16 protein-coding genes and 2 tRNA genes are annotated in these 17,337 nt (G+C 32.4%); all 18 read right to left on the bottom strand.

What is annotated here, in order from left to right:
• Window position 1: 1 nt before the first annotated feature.
• A complete protein-coding gene (locus tag JV173_RS05470; RefSeq protein WP_205735286.1) occupies window positions 2–709 on the bottom strand; it encodes a restriction endonuclease in 708 nt (235 codons plus the stop codon).
• Between the two features lie 21 nt (window positions 710–730).
• Window positions 731–1,243 carry a hypothetical protein gene (locus JV173_RS05475; RefSeq protein ID WP_205735287.1) on the bottom strand — a complete coding sequence of 171 codons (513 nt, stop codon included), beginning with the start codon at window positions 1,241–1,243 and terminating at the stop codon, window positions 731–733.
• Window positions 1,244–1,296: 53 nt separating this feature from the next.
• Window positions 1,297–1,986 carry a nuclease-related domain-containing protein gene (locus tag JV173_RS05480; protein ID WP_205735288.1) on the bottom strand — a complete coding sequence of 230 codons (690 nt, stop codon included), beginning with the start codon at window positions 1,984–1,986 and terminating at the stop codon, window positions 1,297–1,299.
• 163 nt (window positions 1,987–2,149) lie between these two features.
• Window positions 2,150–2,557, bottom strand: a complete 408-nt coding sequence (locus tag JV173_RS05485) for an SRPBCC domain-containing protein (RefSeq protein ID WP_205735289.1) — start codon at window positions 2,555–2,557, stop codon at window positions 2,150–2,152.
• 25 nt (window positions 2,558–2,582) lie between these two features.
• Window positions 2,583–3,314, bottom strand: coding sequence for a sugar nucleotide-binding protein (locus tag JV173_RS05490; RefSeq protein WP_205735290.1), 732 nt, complete (start codon window positions 3,312–3,314; stop codon window positions 2,583–2,585).
• Window positions 3,315–3,415: 101 nt separating this feature from the next.
• Window positions 3,416–3,898, bottom strand: a complete 483-nt coding sequence (locus JV173_RS05495) for a hypothetical protein (RefSeq protein ID WP_205735291.1) — start codon at window positions 3,896–3,898, stop codon at window positions 3,416–3,418.
• A 193-nt stretch (window positions 3,899–4,091) separates the two neighbouring features.
• Window positions 4,092–4,167, bottom strand: a tRNA-Glu gene (locus JV173_RS05500).
• 3 nt (window positions 4,168–4,170) lie between these two features.
• A tRNA-Ser gene (locus tag JV173_RS05505) sits at window positions 4,171–4,261 on the bottom strand.
• Window positions 4,262–4,323: 62 nt separating this feature from the next.
• Complete coding sequence (locus JV173_RS05510; RefSeq protein WP_205735292.1) at window positions 4,324–6,498, bottom strand: Tex-like N-terminal domain-containing protein; 2,175 nt, start codon at window positions 6,496–6,498, stop codon at window positions 4,324–4,326.
• A gap of 56 nt (window positions 6,499–6,554) precedes the next feature.
• Entirely contained in the window at window positions 6,555–7,265 is a 711-nt protein-coding gene (locus tag JV173_RS05515; protein ID WP_205735293.1) for a hypothetical protein, read from the bottom strand.
• Window positions 7,266–7,332: 67 nt separating this feature from the next.
• Complete coding sequence (gene acpS / locus JV173_RS05520) at window positions 7,333–7,695, bottom strand: holo-ACP synthase (RefSeq protein WP_240453018.1); 363 nt, start codon at window positions 7,693–7,695, stop codon at window positions 7,333–7,335.
• Window positions 7,692–8,618: a DNA-binding protein WhiA gene (whiA, locus tag JV173_RS05525; protein WP_205735294.1), complete on the bottom strand. Its 927-nt coding sequence runs from the start codon at window positions 8,616–8,618 to the stop codon at window positions 7,692–7,694. Before whiA ends, acpS begins: the two co-directional genes overlap by 4 nt.
• Before the next feature lie 4 nt (window positions 8,619–8,622).
• Window positions 8,623–9,534: an NAD(P)/FAD-dependent oxidoreductase gene (locus tag JV173_RS05530; RefSeq protein WP_205735295.1), complete on the bottom strand. Its 912-nt coding sequence runs from the start codon at window positions 9,532–9,534 to the stop codon at window positions 8,623–8,625.
• A gap of 9 nt (window positions 9,535–9,543) precedes the next feature.
• Window positions 9,544–11,079 carry a prolipoprotein diacylglyceryl transferase gene (gene lgt / locus JV173_RS05535; protein ID WP_205735296.1) on the bottom strand — a complete coding sequence of 512 codons (1,536 nt, stop codon included), beginning with the start codon at window positions 11,077–11,079 and terminating at the stop codon, window positions 9,544–9,546.
• A complete protein-coding gene (gene hprK / locus JV173_RS05540; RefSeq protein WP_205735297.1) occupies window positions 11,069–12,016 on the bottom strand; it encodes an HPr(Ser) kinase/phosphatase in 948 nt (315 codons plus the stop codon). Before hprK ends, lgt begins: the two co-directional genes overlap by 11 nt.
• Window positions 12,017–12,019: 3 nt before the next feature.
• Window positions 12,020–12,520 (bottom strand): phage holin family protein, encoded by a 501-nt coding sequence (locus JV173_RS05545; protein ID WP_205735298.1) that lies wholly within the window; start codon window positions 12,518–12,520, stop codon window positions 12,020–12,022.
• Between the two features lie 28 nt (window positions 12,521–12,548).
• A complete protein-coding gene (gene uvrA / locus JV173_RS05550) occupies window positions 12,549–15,365 on the bottom strand; it encodes an excinuclease ABC subunit UvrA (RefSeq protein WP_205735299.1) in 2,817 nt (938 codons plus the stop codon).
• Window positions 15,358–17,337, bottom strand: a complete 1,980-nt coding sequence (gene ligA / locus JV173_RS05555; RefSeq protein ID WP_205735300.1) for an NAD-dependent DNA ligase LigA — start codon at window positions 17,335–17,337, stop codon at window positions 15,358–15,360. The genes uvrA and ligA overlap by 8 nt, the downstream gene beginning before the upstream one ends.

Genomic DNA, 17,337 nt, shown 5'->3' on the forward strand with positions numbered 1-17,337 from the left:
TTTACGCCCTCTTTTTAAAATAATCTTCACTTTTTATCGTGACAATTTGATTTTTTCTTAAAAATTTATCTAATTCATGAATATTTATAAGTTTCACATCATAGCGTTGTGCTGTAAGAATTGCTCTATCTGTAAATACATTATTAGCGACAACAACTGCGTAATCAGAATGATAATAATCTCTAGCTTCCTCAGCAGAATAAATACCATCCTTTTTTATTGAATGAATACTTGTTTTGACTTGAATAACATATTTTTCATTATCCTTAATTGCAATTAGATCCGCACCATGATCATGTGAAATTGGTGTTAATTCTGTTTTGAATCCCTTTGCCTTGTACACTTGGTCAACAAATGCTTCAAATTCGTTCGAATTTAATTTTCTTATATCGTCTATAGTTTTTACTTCTATAACTTTCTTCTTTTTAAATTCTGCGATATCAGAGATTTTTTTATCCCTAAAGTATTTAATTTTAATTATAGTATAAACAACAGTCAAGAAATCCACTGCAATTGCAACAAAAAAGATATTTCTATAAAATACATCCTGTTTGTAAAAAAATCCAAACATAATTGAAATCGGTAAAACAATTAGACTTGTAATCAATACTGTAGCTTGCAAATCATCAAAGTTTACCCTTCTTTTTAAGAACCAGTAAAACTTTTCTATTAAATCTGTAACAGTCAAATCTTCCTTTTTTCTCCCCATTTTATATCCCCTTAATATAAATTAACGCTTAAATTCAATTTGATTTTGTTCTGCATAATGTTTTATTACTTCAATCACATCATCTTCATCTTTTTCTAAGTTAATCACGATGGGTTGTTGTTTACTATTAAGCAACTTTGAAGTTTTAGTTTCGCTACCGTTTTTGACAACAATTTCTTTGAAAGTTAATGGATTATATTTTGAAAGTTGGATACTTTCAATTTCAATTGATTTAATTTCCGTCCAATTGTATAACTTTATTAACTTCTTTTCATTCCATGCATGTATCCCTGTTTCATCAATCACAACACGTTGAATCACACTTGGATAATAGAATAGAAATCCAATAGAAACTAAAATGAATGCACCAATGACAACCCATAGATAAATGATAGAGTCATCAGCGATTAACTGATCCCACATTGTAACAACAAGAACAAGTATCGCTAAAATAACAAACGCGTTAGAAAATAACGCGTTCTTTTTCATTGATTTTAATCTGTCATGATTATAAGACTTAACTTCTATTTGCATAAGATTGATCCCTTCAAAAGGTGAATACAATATTATTTTATAATATTTTTATGCTATTTATTATATTTTTCCTTAATTTTTTGGACATGTTGTTTTCTTGCAAGTTTATCAGTGATATTTTCAAGATAAAAACTATCGACAAGTTCAGTTAATTCTTCTAGTGATAAATTAAATTCAAGTACCTTCTCTAATTCTTTAATCAGAGAAGTTAACTTGTTTAAATTTATAACAAATGTTTGTTTGCCATTTTCAAAAGTAATATCTCTTAAAACTGCACGCGAACCAAAAGTAATAATATTAAATACAGGTAAATTAGGTTCAAACTTACGAATGATTTTATTGATATGCGTTTGGTTTTGTTTAATGGGATTATAAAATTGATGTTTAGAGATTAAAGTCTTTGTATACTTTCTTCCGTTTCTACCACGTTTAACATTTTCATGTTTAACAGTCATTGTCCAGTTTTCGTTTTGTTCTGAACCAAAGATATGACCATTGTAGTTTTTAGCTTCAATGACATAAATTGCTTTTGATGTAATTAACATGTTATCAATTTGAGATGAACTGTATTGATCCTCAAACATAAAGTCATGTAATTCAATACCACCAAACTTTTCTGCACATTTCTTTAGATTTTTATGAATTTTCTTTTCTAATCTTCTACCTTTAACTGTAGGTATTTGTAAGTAGGCACTATATCCTGCAATCAATAATATAACGACTATGATTAAAATTAATTCCATGATGTTTCTCCTCTTTCTTCATGATAAAACTTAATCTCTTCCTAATAAAATAATTCATTTATCTTAAATTAAAAAGAAATAAGTTTCTCTATTCTTTGTCTACTCTCATTATACAAGGTAGTACCTGAATAAAGAAACTTAAGTTTAAGCTTTTATTACAAAATTATTTTAATGATTCACAGTATGCTTTAAAATTATCCAAAATGGCTTGCCAACCTGCTTTTTGGAACTCCGCAGGATAAGTGTTTTCAGCATCAAAGATAACATCTAGATGGGTATGATGACCATGACCATGGAAATAAATATCCACTTCTCTGTTATCATCCATAATGTAGTTTATATGTTCTTTAGTAATTACACGATATGTACCTTCAAAATCGAATCCATCTGTACCATCTTTCGCTTCCATGCGGTAGCTAAATCTACCACCTACTTTAAAATCTGCTCTGGCACTTGGTGAATGCCAATCATCTGATGCATGATTCCAAAACTTAACTTGTTTTGGATCATTATATGTTTGATAGACAAACTCAACTGGTTTATCAATCATTGCAGTTACTGTAATTTTCATTTTCTCTTTCCCCTTCTTTTGAAAATTATAATATTTTTGATAGTTTATTAATTTTTACTCTTTCATCTATCATGCGGTGATTCGCTTTAAAATCGGTTGATTCTTTAACAACAAGTGATGGGTGTAGTCTTTGGAGTTTAGTCACTATTTCAAAGAAGTTAAAACCATCATTACTATCAACCAAATAAAGATCAGGTTGATGGTTTGTAACAATATCATAAAGCGCACTTGCGGTATCTTTTAAGAAAGAACATGCTGGGTACCATTTACTTGATGCATGAATGACACCTTCTATTTCCATTTTACGATATAAGAAATCAACCATTTGATTTGAGCCTTTATCATAACCTATTTGCCATCCTAATCGAACAATATATGAATCTTTATTGATAGCTAAACATGCATCTTCACATCTTCTTTTGTAGATACCATAATCATCCATTGCGTCAGGTATTGATCTGATATCATGTGGTCCTACATTATCATTAGAAAAGACAGATACTGTTGAGATATAAACAAACTTAATTTTTAACAATTTAGCAATCTCAGCTAAACTTGCAGCCCAATCACTGGAACCCATAGCAAAATGTATAATTAATTTCGGTGAAACTTCCCTAATAAAATGAAGCATTGCTTCTTTGTCATCAGTTGATACTTCATCACGCTTAAAAGGAATCACTTCATATCCCTTTTCTTCAAAGTATGCTTTAGCAAAAGGTGCAACTGTTCCATTTAATCCAGTAAAGATAGCTTTCATAGTTAATTACCTCTTTACCTTCATTATATTCCATAAATAAAAAACTCCTATCATTTTGATAGAAGTTTATTTTTTAATCTAATTCAAACAAAATATAAACATCAATTGACTACTGTAACATCAACTAATTCTAACATATCGTCGACATATTCAAAATGTAAATAAGAGTAGTCGCCATCCGAAAATCCCTTAATTTTAACTACTTTTTGGTTACCTATTTCTTCACTGCTTAAAATCTCAATTTCATAAGGTAAATTATGTCCACTTAAATCTTCTATTTTTCTTGTTAATAACCCGTTAAGTTCATGAACCTCATAATAATGATCCATCAAACTATCTATTCTAATGAATATGATGTCTTCATCTTGAACTTTAAATGTTTGAAATCCAAATCCAAAAACGATACCTAAGAATATAAGTAGACTTGCTGCAATTGTTGTAATGAGCATACAAATGATAAGTACAATATGCATCAATACTTTTTTTGATATGGAGATGACAATACTTGCCATAGTGATTGTGTAGACAAAAAGTGGTAGGATGATAAACCAAATGATATCAATAGCATATTTTAAAATATACACATATTTATATATATTTAACCAAATCAAAAAAATGCTCATCCACCCTATGAACAAAATTGTTAAGATCAATATGAATTTACTCTTAATATCCAAGTTTTTTAAGTAGTGCATATTTCTATTATATCAATAATAAGAATAAAGATATTAGAAAGAAAAAACTCTATCCATAAGGAATAGAGTTTTAAGTTCGAAATGGTGACCCGTACGGGATTCGAACCCGTGAGTGCATGCGTGAAAGGCATGTGAGTTAACCGTTTCTCCAACGGGCCATATGGCGGAGCGAGAGGGATTTGAACCCTCGCACGGTGTTACCCGTCTAACGCGTTAGCAGTGCGCCCTCTTCGGCCTCTTGAGTATCACTCCGTTTAAGACATGACTAAGTCATGCCTTTATATGTTAACTTATTTTAAAATGGATGTCAATTGCTAATTTGCAGTATTAATCATTGTAAGACCAACTTTTTGTTTTTGAAGGTCAATATTTAATACCCATACCTTAACAATTTGTCCAACAGATAAGACATCCTTCGGATGTTTAATGAATTGTTTAGAGATTTTTGAAATGTGAACAAGCCCATCATTCTTTAATCCGATGTCAACAAATGCACCAAAGTCTGTGACATTTCTGACAACTCCTTCTAATTCCATACCAACTTGTAAGTCCTCAATATGAAGGATATCTGATTTAAGGATTGGTTGTTGGAATTCATCACGAGGGTCTCTTAAAGGTGCAACAAATGCATCTAAGATTAAGTCTAATGTGTACTTATCGGTATTTAACTCTTTAGCAAGAGAAACACGATCTAAATTATCAACCCAGATTCTCATCGATGCTTTACCAATTTCTTGTGGATCAATCTTTAATTTCTTCATCACTTCTTTTGCTAGTTCATAACTTTCAGGGTGAATAGATGTCATATCTAAGATTTCATCACCATCAGGAATTCTTAAGAAGCCGATTGCTTGTTCATAAGCTTTAGGTCCAAGTTTTGGAACCTTTAAGATGTCCTTACGATTTCTAAATCCACCAATTTTATTTCTATATTGAACAAAGTTGTCTGCCGCTGTTTTATTTAAGCCAGATACATACATTAAAAGTGATTTAGATGCAGTGTTTGCATTAACACCAACATTATTCACAACTTGAGTAACTACGAAGTTTAATGTATCATCTAACTTCTTAGGTGTAACATCATGTTGATATTGACCAACACCAATGGATTTAGGATCAATTTTTACAAGTTCAGCAAGTGGATCTTGTAAACGTCTTGCAATGGATGCTGCTGATCTTTCTTCAACTGAATAATCAGGGAATTCTTCTCTTGCAACTTCACTCGCAGAATACACAGATGCACCAGCTTCTGAAACAATGACATATTTAGCATTCATGCTTTCTTCTTTAATGACTTTAGAAATAAAACTTTCAGTTTCACGAGATGCTGTACCGTTACCAATAGCAACTATTTCAAATTGATATTTCTTATATAAAACTTTTAATTTTAAACGTGATTCAAATAGTAGGGTTTCATCGACTTTAGCACCAACACTCTTTTCGTGAGGATAAATGACACCTTTTTCTAAGACCATACCATTTTTATCAACGATACATAATTTACAACCTGTTCTAAATGCTGGGTCTACTCCTAAAACAACTTTACCCTTAAGTGGTGGTTGTAAGAGTAGTTTTTGTAAATTATCTGCAAATACTTCAATTGCTTGATTTTCTGCTTTATCAGATAATTCTGAACGAATTTCTCTTTCAATTGAAGGGAATATTAATCTCTTTAATGCATCGGCAATCGCTTCATTAAGATATTGATCTGCTTTTGATGGTTTATTAATCACTTCACGGATTAAGTATTGTTCCATACCATCTTTTGTACCTTCTAATTTAACAGTTACAACCTTTTCATCTTCAGCGCGATTAAGTGCTAGGATTTGATGTGGTTTAACTTTTGAGATTGGTTGTGAGAAATCATAATAAACTTCATAGACTGCTTTTTCATCAAGTGTCTTGCCATCTTTTTTAACTGAAGATGTAATCACACCTTGATTAAATAAGTAGTCTCTTAATGCTTTACGATAAGTTGCATTGTCACTTATCATTTCAGCAACAATGTATTTAGCACCTTCAAGTGCTTCATCAACTGTCTTAACATCTTCTTTTAAATACTTTTTAGCTTCTTCAATTGGATCTTCTTTTGGGAATGATAATAAGAAGTCAGCAAGTGGTTGTAAACCTTTTGCAACAGCCTCGGTTGCCTTTGTCTTTTTCTTTTCTTTAAATGGACGATATAGGTCTTCCACTTCGACTAACTTTTTAGCATTTAAGATTTCATTTTTTAATTCTTCTGTAAGCATGCCTTTTTCATCGATTAAACGAATGACATCTTCTTTACGTTTAAGTAAATTTTGAGCATATTCAAAAGCTTGGTTAATTGCAAATATTTGTTCTTCATCCATACCGCCTGTCATTTCTTTACGATAACGTGCGATAAATGGTATGGTTGCACCTTCACTTAAGAGGTCAAGAACAACTGCAACTTTAGTAATTGGTAGTTTTAAGTCTTTAGAGACTTCTTGAATTAACTGTTCGTTCATAATTTTCCTTCCTTAAGAAACATAAAGGGGAAAAAATCTCCCCTTTAGTCTACTTTTTATTGTAAGTCTGCTAATACTGATTGTAACTTAGTTAATGCAGCTGGGTTTGAATCAACCTTTGTCCAAGGTCCAAACCATTCTAAGTCTTCACCATTATGAATTTCGAGTAATAGAGGCACATTTGCAGCAGCTGCTTGTCCTTCAGTTGTGTCAACTGAGTTTACCCAATCGGCATTTGATGCTAATGAAGTATCTACGAAGAAGAATGCAACATCATCATTAATAACAAGATAAGTTAATTCAGTTGAAGTACCTGCATTCAATGTAATTTCTTTAACATCTAAAGCCATAATTTGATCCATAACTTCTAATGCTTGATTTTGACGATCTAATGTTGAAGTTATTAAACCGTCTGTGTTTTCTGCATAGAAGAAAATGTATACGTATGCATAGTTATCAAGTGCATCTCTTAAACCTGCATGTGCAATGTTTTCAAAGTTTTCACCTGACTTAATTTGTTGTACTTGATATGATGTGATATAGTTATTTTCATTATAACGTTTAGAAGGATTAGTATTACCATCTCCAATTAATGCATCAATAACGAAATAAAGAACAACACCAACAAGTGCGGCAGCCATCACAATTAATACAATCTTGAAGAATAACTCACCTTTTGGTGATTCTTCTTTAATTCCTGTAATTCCTGATGGTTCAGCAACTACTTTTTCTTTTTTTATTACTTCTTTTTTGTCTACACGAGCCATTTTTTCCACATCCTTTTAAAAATTACGCATACTTATTATAACGAAAACTTATAAGTTTTACAACGTTTTATTTATATTCTGCATATTCTAGCACTATAAATGCAATTGCGAATTCCTCAGTATGTGTGATTGTTATATGAGAAATCAATTCCTTTGTATATTTTGATTCGATATATGGTGCACCATTTTCGTCATTCAAAATTTCAAAATCTTTATAGTTTGCAGTTAAATCACCTTTTTTAAAACATTTAAATAGTGCTTCTTTAGCTGCAAAACGACCAGCAAGAAATGTCAGTTTTCTTAACTCATTTGTGATGGTTTTAAAAACTACGCTTTCCTTTGGAGATAGTATACGTTCTGCAAACTTTTCAATACCAATTTCTTTGATTCGTTCAAGTTTGACTAAATCTGTACCAATCGATTTGATCATGCTTTACTCCTTCTAATATCATCGGCTAACTCTTTGAGTTTTGTATAACGATGATTCAAGCCTGACTTTGTAATTTTCTCTTTATATTCTTTCTCAAATATATCAACAAGTTCATTTAATGATACATCTGGATATTGCTTTCTTAAGCGAACAGCTTGTTTTAATTTAGGTCCAATCTCAACTTTGAATTTTTCAATGAGTTTAATATCTTGAAGTTGTTGATTAGCTGCAACAATGGTTTTCTTTTCGTTTGCAATTTCACAGTTTAATATTCGATTAATTGAGTTATTGAAATCTCGTTTGATTCTGATATCTTCAAAACTGAATACTGTATCACTGGCACCTATAATGCGCAAGAAATCTTCTATCGAGTTAACATCTTTTAAGTAACAAATCAGTCCATTTCTACGATGTGTAATCTTAGCATTTAAATCAAAGTAATTCATCGTTTGCTGAATTCTTAAAATTGTTTCTTTACTTTCAGCATAGATTTCCAAATGATACTCAGCAGTCTTAGGATCGTTAACAGAACCTGCAGCTAAGAATGCACCACGTAAATAGGCTTCTTTTGTTTCTCTTGTTTGAATGAGTAAATCAACCTCTTCATTATCGGTAAAAATACCATGTTCTTGTCTGATTTCTTCAATCGCATCTTTAATGCCTAATTGAATTTGGTATCCTTTTTTGAAATTACCCTGTTTTTTGGTGAGTAACGTCGTACCGACATTATAGAGTTTTTTGAGTAAAGTTAAAAAGCGTCTTGCAACGGTTGGATTATTTGATTTAAACCAAAGCATTGGTTCACCACCTGCAATTGTAAATTCAGTTGCAAGTTCAATCATCGCTGCTAACTCAGCAAGTTCTTCTTCTTTGGTTAGATGGAGTTGGATGAGTTCCTCTTTGACGATTTTTGCAAAACTCAAATTGTTATTCTCCTAATTTTTCTAAATATCTTAAAATACTTTGAACAGCAATTGCACCATCAGATACTGCGGTTACAATTTGTCTAATTGGTTTGACATTCACATCTCCTGATGAGAAAAGACCAGGAACTGAAGTAGTCATATCATCTTTTGCAATGACATAACCATATGGGTTGGTCACACCTAATCCATCTAAGAATTTGGTTACTGGAACTAATCCAATATACTCAAAAGTACCTTCAGCAGGAATTTCAATTTCTTTACCATCTTTTTGAACAACAACTTTTTCTAAAGCATCTTTTCCTTTAAATGCTTTAACTTTAGCATTAAAGATAAAGTCAACATTTGGCATCTTTCTTAAGTGGTCTTGAGCTTTTGGATCCGCTGTTAAATGATCAAGATTTTGAACGACTGTAATCTTTTTAGCAATATTACTTAAAAAGATAGATTCTTCAACAGCTGAGTTACCTCCACCAATCACAACAACTTCTTTATCTTTAAAGAGAGGACCATCACAAATTGCACACCAACTAATACCTTTTTGGGTAAAGTCTGCTTCACCTTCAACATTTAAAGTTCTTGGTACTGCACCAGTTGCAACCAGTACTGCACGTGCTTCATACGTATTAAATTCTGTTTTAATAATCTTTTTTTCACCATCGATTGAAACAGATAAAACCTCTTCCCAAATCACCGGTACTTCGAGTTCTAATAAATGTTCAAACATGGATTGTGCAAGTTCAAACCCTTTAACCTTTTTAAATCCTGGATAATTTTCAACTTCTGCAGTATTTAAAATTTGTCCGCCTGGTGCATTCTTTTCAAAGACTGCAACATTGAGGTTTGCACGTTTTGCGTATATCCCTGCAGTAATGCCTGCAGGACCTGAACCTATAATCAGTAAGTCGTATAACATGTTATTCCCCTAGAGTATGTATAGTAATTTTTCTAAATCATCAATCATATAGTCAGGACGTGCAGCCATTACTTTATCATAGTGAATAGAGTAAGATACGCCAACACTTTTGACACCTGCTGCTTTTGCAGCTTCAATATCCATTGAGTGATCACCAATATAGATTGCATTTGCTGGATGTGCTTTTAAACTTTCCAAAGCTTTCATAATTGGTTCTTTATCTGGTTTGTGCTTAGTGACATCATCACTACCAATAATGACATCTATAAATTGTAATAAGTCATTTTGTTCTAACCCAAGCGCACAAACTTCTTTTTTCTTGCTAGATACAATACCAATTAAGTAACCTGCATCTTTTAATGCCGTTAAAGTTTCTTTTGCATGAGGATACGCATTGACACCTTTTTCATGGTTAGCAAGATTCGTCTTTCGATAGAATTCAATCATTTCTTCAATCTTTTTAGGATTTGGTTCATACCATGAAAATGAGTGTTGTAGTGTTGGTCCAACAAAAGCTTTTAATTCATCTTCTGTAAATGTTTTACTTGGGAAGTATTTTTTAAAGGTTTGACGGATGTTATCGTAAATGAGATCGATAGTATCAAGTAAAGTACCATCTAAATCAAATAGAACAACCTTTTTACCATAGTCACTGTAATAACCTTCATCAACTTTCATTAAACGTTTTCCAAAGTATACGACAAGCCCACCTAAAATAAAGAGGACGGAGGTTGCAATCGAAACCGGAATTCCAAAGAGCATTAATGGTTCATCAACACCACTTTGCATTCTTAAGATTTCAGTTGGAATACGACCAACACCATACCATAATAAGTAGAACGCTAAGATATCACCAAGTTTAAATGTTCTTTTTCTTCTTAAAATTAAGATAATGACTAAACCAATTAGATTCCAAACACTTTCATAAAGGAAGGTTGGATGACGATAAGCACCATTGATAAACATTTGATCTTTAACAAATGGAGGCAGCCAATCTGCATTATCTAAAACAGGTCCGTATAATTCACGGTTCATGAAGTTACCCCAACGGCCTAATGTTTGACCAATTAAAAATCCAGGTGCAACAACATCATAAATAAACCAATGACTAATTTTCTTACGTTTCGCAAAAGGAATTATGACTAAGAATGTCACGATAACGGCCCCATGAATACCTAATCCACCTTCTGTGAAATTAAGCATACGTAAGAAATCACCATTATAACGATCTAGGTTAAATAGCACATACCAAAGTCTAGCTCCAATAATCGCGAGTGGCACACAGAGTAATAAACCATCCCATAAAATGTCAGGATTCTTACCCGCTTTTACAAACTCTCTATATGCTAAATATCCACCAAATGTAATCCCAGTTAAAATAAATACTGCATACCATTGAACTTCCAAGCCTAGTGCTTCAATTCTAATTGCAGTTGAATCATAAGGTGCAACACCACTTGTTGCAATTAGTACAAGTAACATAAAGATAATGGAAAATCCAATATATGTATAGTAGCTTTCATATTTTTTAAAACTATTCTTCATCATCTTCTCCTTTAGATGCTGCTTTTAATGCAACGTTTTTAACCAGTTGTTCTGCGGCATTATATCCTAAGTACTTTAACTTTTGATTCATTGCAGCAGATTCCACTAATGTCGCATTATTTCTACCAGGAAGGATCGGAATAGTAATCTTTGGAATTTGAGTTTCAAAGATTTGATAACTTTCTGTTTCTAATCCTAAACGATCATAGTTTTTCTTATCATCCCATTGCTCAAGTTCAATGACTAATCTTACTTTCTTGTTTTCACGGAATGCACCAGCACCTAACATTTGAACTACATCAACAATCCCAATACCTCTAATTTCTAAGTATTTTTCTAAGATTTTTGGTGCTTGTCCAATAATAATACCAGGTGCAGTTTCATAAACATCGACACGATCATCAGCAATTAAGATATGATTTCTTTTGATTAATTCAAGTGCTGTTTCTGATTTACCAATCCCACTCTTACCAATAATTAAAGTACCCATACCATAAATATCAAGGAGTGTCCCATGAATAGTTTTTCTTGGAGCGAGTGCACTTCTTAAATATGCATAAAGTTTTGAGTTTACCGGGGTCGTACGCTCTTTAGATTTAAAGAGCGGTACACCATAAGTATTTCCTAAATCAATAAAGTATTGTGGTACATCAACATTAACAGAGAAAATCACACATGGTGGTTGATGTTTTAAAACAGCTTCAACCCTTTCCTTTTGAGTTTTTTCATCAAGTAATTTTAAGAAATGAGATTCCTTAGAACCAATTAATAAAATACGGTCGCTATCATAAAAATCTAAGAACCCTGCGAATTCTACCCCAGGGCGTGCAAGCATTTCAACAGATACCCTACCTTCAATACCTGCTTCACCTGCAATTAAAGTTAATTGTAACTCTTTAGCTATCTTTTTAACAGATATACTTCTTTTTTCATCCATGTGTTAAACTCCTTTCTGAAAGAGACGTGATTTTCTAATATAGGTTGTTAAGAGTAGGCGGAACGCCATAAAACTTAAAGTAAAAATAACAATATTTGATGGGTTTGTTAAGAATGTAAATCCAGGTACTATAAGCGAAACAATAAAGAATAAAGATAAATTCAAGATAAAGAATATGAATCCAAAGGTTTGAATCAAAATTTTCCATGCAAATCGAATCAAAATTAATTTAATAATGATTTCCATGACTGTATAAAGTATTAACCCAATAAAGAAACTCTCAAAACTATGCACTTCTATCAACTTATAAAAAGTACTGTATATACCTATGATGACTGCACTTGAAAGTAAATTCACGATAAGTGTTAATAATATATGAAGTGAAAAATTATCATGCATAATAAAACCCAATTGATATCCAATGGATGTACCTTTTTCTTTACTTAGGATATTAATTTGTTTTTTCTTTTGATCATCTTTTTGATCATTATCTTTATTATCCATACCGACCTTCTTAAAAATGTACTTATGCTTATAAGACTTCTTTTAAATATTTTCCAGTATAACTGTTTTCATTTTGTGCAAGTTCTTCAGGGGTACCCATACCAACAATCATACCACCACCTGCACCACCTTCAGGACCTAAATCAATAATGTGGTCAGCATTCTTAATGACATCTAAGTTATGCTCAATTACAATCATTGTTGCCCCTTGGTCAACAATACGGTGTAATACTTTAATTAAGCGATTGACATCATCTGTATGAAGACCTGTTGTTGGCTCATCTAAGACATATAGAGTTGATGGTGTAATACGTTTGTATAATTCAGATGCAAGCTTAACTCTTTGTGCTTCACCGCCTGATAGTGTTGTTGCAGATTGACCAAGTTTGATATAGCCTAAACCTACATCACGGATGGTTTCAAGTAGTCTTGAAATCTTTGGATGATTTTCAAAGAATGTGCATGCATCTTCAATCGTCATATCAAGTACTTCTGCAATATTCTTTCCTCTATATTTAATTTGTAATGTTTCGTGATTATATCTTGTACCACCACAAACCTCACAAGGTACATAAACATCCGGAAGGAAGTGCATTGAAATCTTCTTCACGCCATCACCACCGCAGTGTTCACAACGACCACCTTTGACGTTAAATGAGAATCTACCTTTGAGATAACCTCTCATCTTTGCTTCATTCGTTAATGCAAATACATCTCTAATGTCATCAAATACACCGGTGTATGTTGCAGGATTACTTCTTGGATTGTATCCGATTGGTGATTGTGAAATTTCAATAATTTTATCAATATATCCGTAATCAGCAATCATATCATGCTTACCAGCAAGATCTTTTGATTTATATAATTTTTGTCGTAAACCTTTAACTAAGATTTCATTCACAAGCGTTGATTTACCAGAACCAGATACTCCTGTGACTAAAGTTAGTTTAGAAAGAGGGAATGCAACTGTTAAATTCTTCAGATTGTTTTCACGTGCACCAACAACCATGATATCTTTACCGTTACCTTCTCTTCGTTTTTTAGGTGTCTCAACTTCTAGATCACCTTTTAAGTAACGACCTGTAATACTTTTTGGATTATTCATAACTTCTTCAGGTGTACCTGCTGCAATGACTTCACCACCGTGAATACCTGCACCAGGTCCAATGTCAATTAAATAATCTGATTGAATCATGGTGTCATGGTCATGTTCAACAACGACTAAAGTATTGCCTAAATCTCTCATTTTCTTTAATGAGTTAATTAATCTTTGATTATCTTTTTGGTGTAACCCAATCGATGGTTCATCCAGTACATATAAGACACCAGATAACTTAGAACCTATTTGGGTTGCAAGTCGAATACGTTGAGCTTCACCACCTGAAAGTGTGCCTGCACTTCTTGCAAGATTTAAATAACCTAATCCCACATCATTTAAGAAGTTTAATCGATGTTCAATTTCTTGTAAGAGTAATTTAGCAATTTGTCTTTGTTCATCGTTTAAACCTAAATCATTAATTAAAACTAAAAGATCTTCAATTGAATGTGCCATCATTTCAGAGATATTTAAAGCTCTGACTTTAACAGATCTTGCAGCTTCGTTTAATCTTTGACCTTGACATACTGGACAAGTAGTTTCAGTCATGAATGATTCAATCCATGATCTTGCCCAATCTGAAGATGTTTCAATATAACGACGATTTAATTGAGAAATTAAACCTTCATAACGCGCAACTTTTTCGTGGTAACGTCCACTGTTTGATTTAAGTTTAAAATGAATTTCTTCATCAGAACCATAAAGAATGATATTGAGCTTATCTTCAGGTAATTCTCTAATTGGTACATAAGGATCTATATTATAGTGATTACAAATAATTTCTAACTCTTGTAAAGAAAGATTTCCTTCATCTGCATAACGATAAGGAATTAACCCACCATTTAATATCCCTCTTTCAGGGTCTGTAACAAGTTCTTTTGTTACCTCTAATTTTAACCCTAAACCATTACAATGTGGACAAGCACCAATTGGCGTATTAAATGAGAAAAGTCTTGGTTCTAGTTCAGGTATCGTAAAGTCGATACCTTCACAATAATAGTTTTCACTAAAGTTAATGATTTCTTTATCATTTACAACGACTCTTGTTTTACCACCTGCATATTTACTTGCAAGTTCTAAAGCGTCGAATACTCTTGAACGAATACCTTCTTTAATAACGACTCTATCGACGATTAATCCAATATCATGGAACTTGTTTTTATCAAGTGCATCCATTTCTTCGATTAACATCGTTTCACCATCTACCCAAACTCTTGTGAATCCTTCTTTTAAAAATTGAGCTAACTTATCTTTATGTGTACCTTTTTGACGTTCAACAACGGGTGCTACAATCACAACTCTAGAACCTTCAGGAATTTGAAGAACTCTTAAAGTCATTTCTTCAATAGTCTGTTTTGTTACAGGTACATCAGAACCTGGACAATAAGGTGTACCAACTCTTGCATAAAGTAATCTAAAATAATCATAAATTTCAGTTACTGTACCAACCGTTGAACGTGGGTTATTTGAGGTTGTTCTTTGATCGATTGAAATTGAAGGTGATAACCCTTCAATTGAATCAACATCAGGTTTTTCATAATTGCCTAAAAATTGTCTTGCATAACTCGATAATGACTCCATATAGCGTCTTTGACCTTCTTGATAAATCGTATCAAAAGCTAAACTTGATTTACCTGAACCAGAAACACCTGTCATGACGACAAGTTTATTTTTAGGTATATCTATATTGATATTTTTTAAATTGTTTTCGCGTGCTCCGCGAACTCTAATCCAGTCATTATTATTCATTAATTAGCACCTTGAACGCATCTTCACTCATGATAGTAACACCTAGATCTTGAGCCTTCTTTAATTTAGAACCTGCATCAGCACCAGCTAAAAGATAGTCTGTTTTAGCACTGACTGATGATGAAACTTTACCACCAAGTTTTTCAATGATTGCTGATGCTTGATCACGTGAAAAACTTTCTAATGTTCCAGTTAATACAAATACTTTTCCATTAAATGCATGTTCTTTAATTTCTTCTTTTTCATAATGCATATTAAGTCCAAGGGATTTAAGTTCATCTAACATTGCGAGATTATTTTCGTTTTTAAAGTATTCAACAACAGATATCGCAATTTGCTCACCAATATCTGGAATACAAATTAACTCTTCATAAGTTGCAGCTTTTAGTTTTTCAATATCATTAAAGTTTTTAACTAAGATTTTGGCAATCTTTGCACCAACATGTTTGATGCCTAGACCGAAAATAAATCGATCAAAAGATTGCGATTTACTCTTTTCAATTGCAGAAAGTAAATTGTCAATTTTCTTTTTGCCAAATCCAGGTAGTTCAACAAGTTCATCTTTAAAGTTTTCAAGTTTATAAATATCTGTAATTGTTTGAATATAGGTTAGATCGTGAAGTAGTTCAACAACTTTCTCACCTAAAGATTCAATTTCCATTGCAGCACGAGATGCAAAATGGATAATTGAAAACATCTTTTTACCTTCACAATTAGGATTTGTACAGTAGTAGTCTGCTTCACCATCCTTACGTTCTAATTGTGATTTACAAACCGGACAATGATCAATCATCTTAAATGGTTCTCGATTTGTTCTCTTTTCTAAAACAACATTTAAAACCTCTGGAATAATTTCTCCTGCTTTATGTACTAAAACGTGATCACCAATTCTAATATCTTTACTTAAAATATAATCTTCGTTATGTAAAGTTGCACGAGAAACAAGTGAACCTGAAATTTGAACTGGTTTCAGTTCAGCAACTGGTGTAATAACACCTGTTCTACCAACTTGGAAGGTAATATCTCTAATCACTGTTTCCTGTTTTTCTGCTTCAAACTTATATGCAGTTGCAAACTTAGGATACTTTGCAGTGTATCCAATTTGATCATATAAATTTAATTCATCGACTTTTATAACAACCCCATCTGTATCGTAAGGCAGTTGTTTTCTTAATTGATCAAAATCTTTAATATATTCAACTAAGGATTCAAAACTATCCGCTTTTTTATAATGTGGATTCACCGGAAAACCTAATTGCTTTAAGTATTTTAATAACTCACTTTGGCGTTTAACATACTGTGTTGCGTTAACAATTGCATACGTAAAAAGACTTAACTTTCTTTTTGCTACCACTTTACTGTCTAACTGACGGATTGTTCCTGCAGCTGCATTTCTAGGGTTGGCAAAAAGATCCAAGCCTTCTTCAAGACGATCTTCATTTGCTTTTTTAAAAGCCTCGTGTGACATATAAATTTCACCACGAACTTCAATATCAATTGGTTCAGTTAACTTTAATGGTAAAGATTTAATTGTTAAGACATTATGTGTGATATCTTCTCCAACTGAACCATTACCTCTGGTCGCAGCCTTTTTAAAGACGCCTTTTTCATAAATTAAAGTCACTGCTAAGCCATCTATTTTTAGTTCCGCTGTGACTGTAAAATCTTTAGTTATCTTTTCTATTCTTTCATAAAAGTCAAAAAGCTCTTCTTGATTGAAGACGTTTGAAAGTGACATCATTGGTACAGTATGTGTATGTTTTTGAAAACCATCTAAAACTGTTCCGCCAATCTTCTTACTTGGAGAAGTTGGGTCATCATACTCAGGATACTCAATTTCAAGTTTGATCAATTCTTTTAAAAGTTGGTCATACTCAAAGTCAGAAATTTCTGGTTTATCCATTGTATGATACAAGTAATTTGCACGATTTATTTGTTTTCTAAGCTCATTAATTCTAGTAAGTACGTCCAT

This window comes from Acholeplasma equirhinis (genome assembly GCF_017052655.1).
In the GTDB taxonomy this organism is placed as follows: domain Bacteria; phylum Bacillota_I; class Bacilli_A; order Acholeplasmatales; family Acholeplasmataceae; genus Acholeplasma; species Acholeplasma equirhinis.

Bases quoted from the DNA above. Each gene is read 5' to 3' on its own strand.
- JV173_RS05470 (WP_205735286.1), bottom strand. From the start codon at position 709: ATGGGGAGAAAAAAGGAAGATTTGACTGTTACAGATTTAATAGAAAAG.
- JV173_RS05475 (WP_205735287.1), bottom strand. From the start codon at position 1,243: ATGCAAATAGAAGTTAAGTCTTATAATCATGACAGATTAAAATCAATG.
- JV173_RS05480 (WP_205735288.1), bottom strand. From the start codon at position 1,986: ATGGAATTAATTTTAATCATAGTCGTTATATTATTGATTGCAGGATAT.
- JV173_RS05485 (WP_205735289.1), bottom strand. From the start codon at position 2,557: ATGAAAATTACAGTAACTGCAATGATTGATAAACCAGTTGAGTTTGTC.
- JV173_RS05490 (WP_205735290.1), bottom strand. From the start codon at position 3,314: ATGAAAGCTATCTTTACTGGATTAAATGGAACAGTTGCACCTTTTGCT.
- JV173_RS05510 (WP_205735292.1), bottom strand. From the start codon at position 6,498: ATGAACGAACAGTTAATTCAAGAAGTCTCTAAAGACTTAAAACTACCA.
- JV173_RS05515 (WP_205735293.1), bottom strand. From the start codon at position 7,265: ATGGCTCGTGTAGACAAAAAAGAAGTAATAAAAAAAGAAAAAGTAGTT.
- acpS (WP_240453018.1), bottom strand. From the start codon at position 7,695: ATGATCAAATCGATTGGTACAGATTTAGTCAAACTTGAACGAATCAAA.
- JV173_RS05530 (WP_205735295.1), bottom strand. From the start codon at position 9,534: ATGTTATACGACTTACTGATTATAGGTTCAGGTCCTGCAGGCATTACT.
- lgt (WP_205735296.1), bottom strand. From the start codon at position 11,079: ATGAAGAATAGTTTTAAAAAATATGAAAGCTACTATACATATATTGGA.
- hprK (WP_205735297.1), bottom strand. From the start codon at position 12,016: ATGGATGAAAAAAGAAGTATATCTGTTAAAAAGATAGCTAAAGAGTTA.
- JV173_RS05545 (WP_205735298.1), bottom strand. From the start codon at position 12,520: ATGGATAATAAAGATAATGATCAAAAAGATGATCAAAAGAAAAAACAA.
- uvrA (WP_205735299.1), bottom strand. From the start codon at position 15,365: ATGAATAATAATGACTGGATTAGAGTTCGCGGAGCACGCGAAAACAAT.
- ligA (WP_205735300.1), bottom strand. From the start codon at position 17,337: ATGGACGTACTTACTAGAATTAATGAGCTTAGAAAACAAATAAATCGT.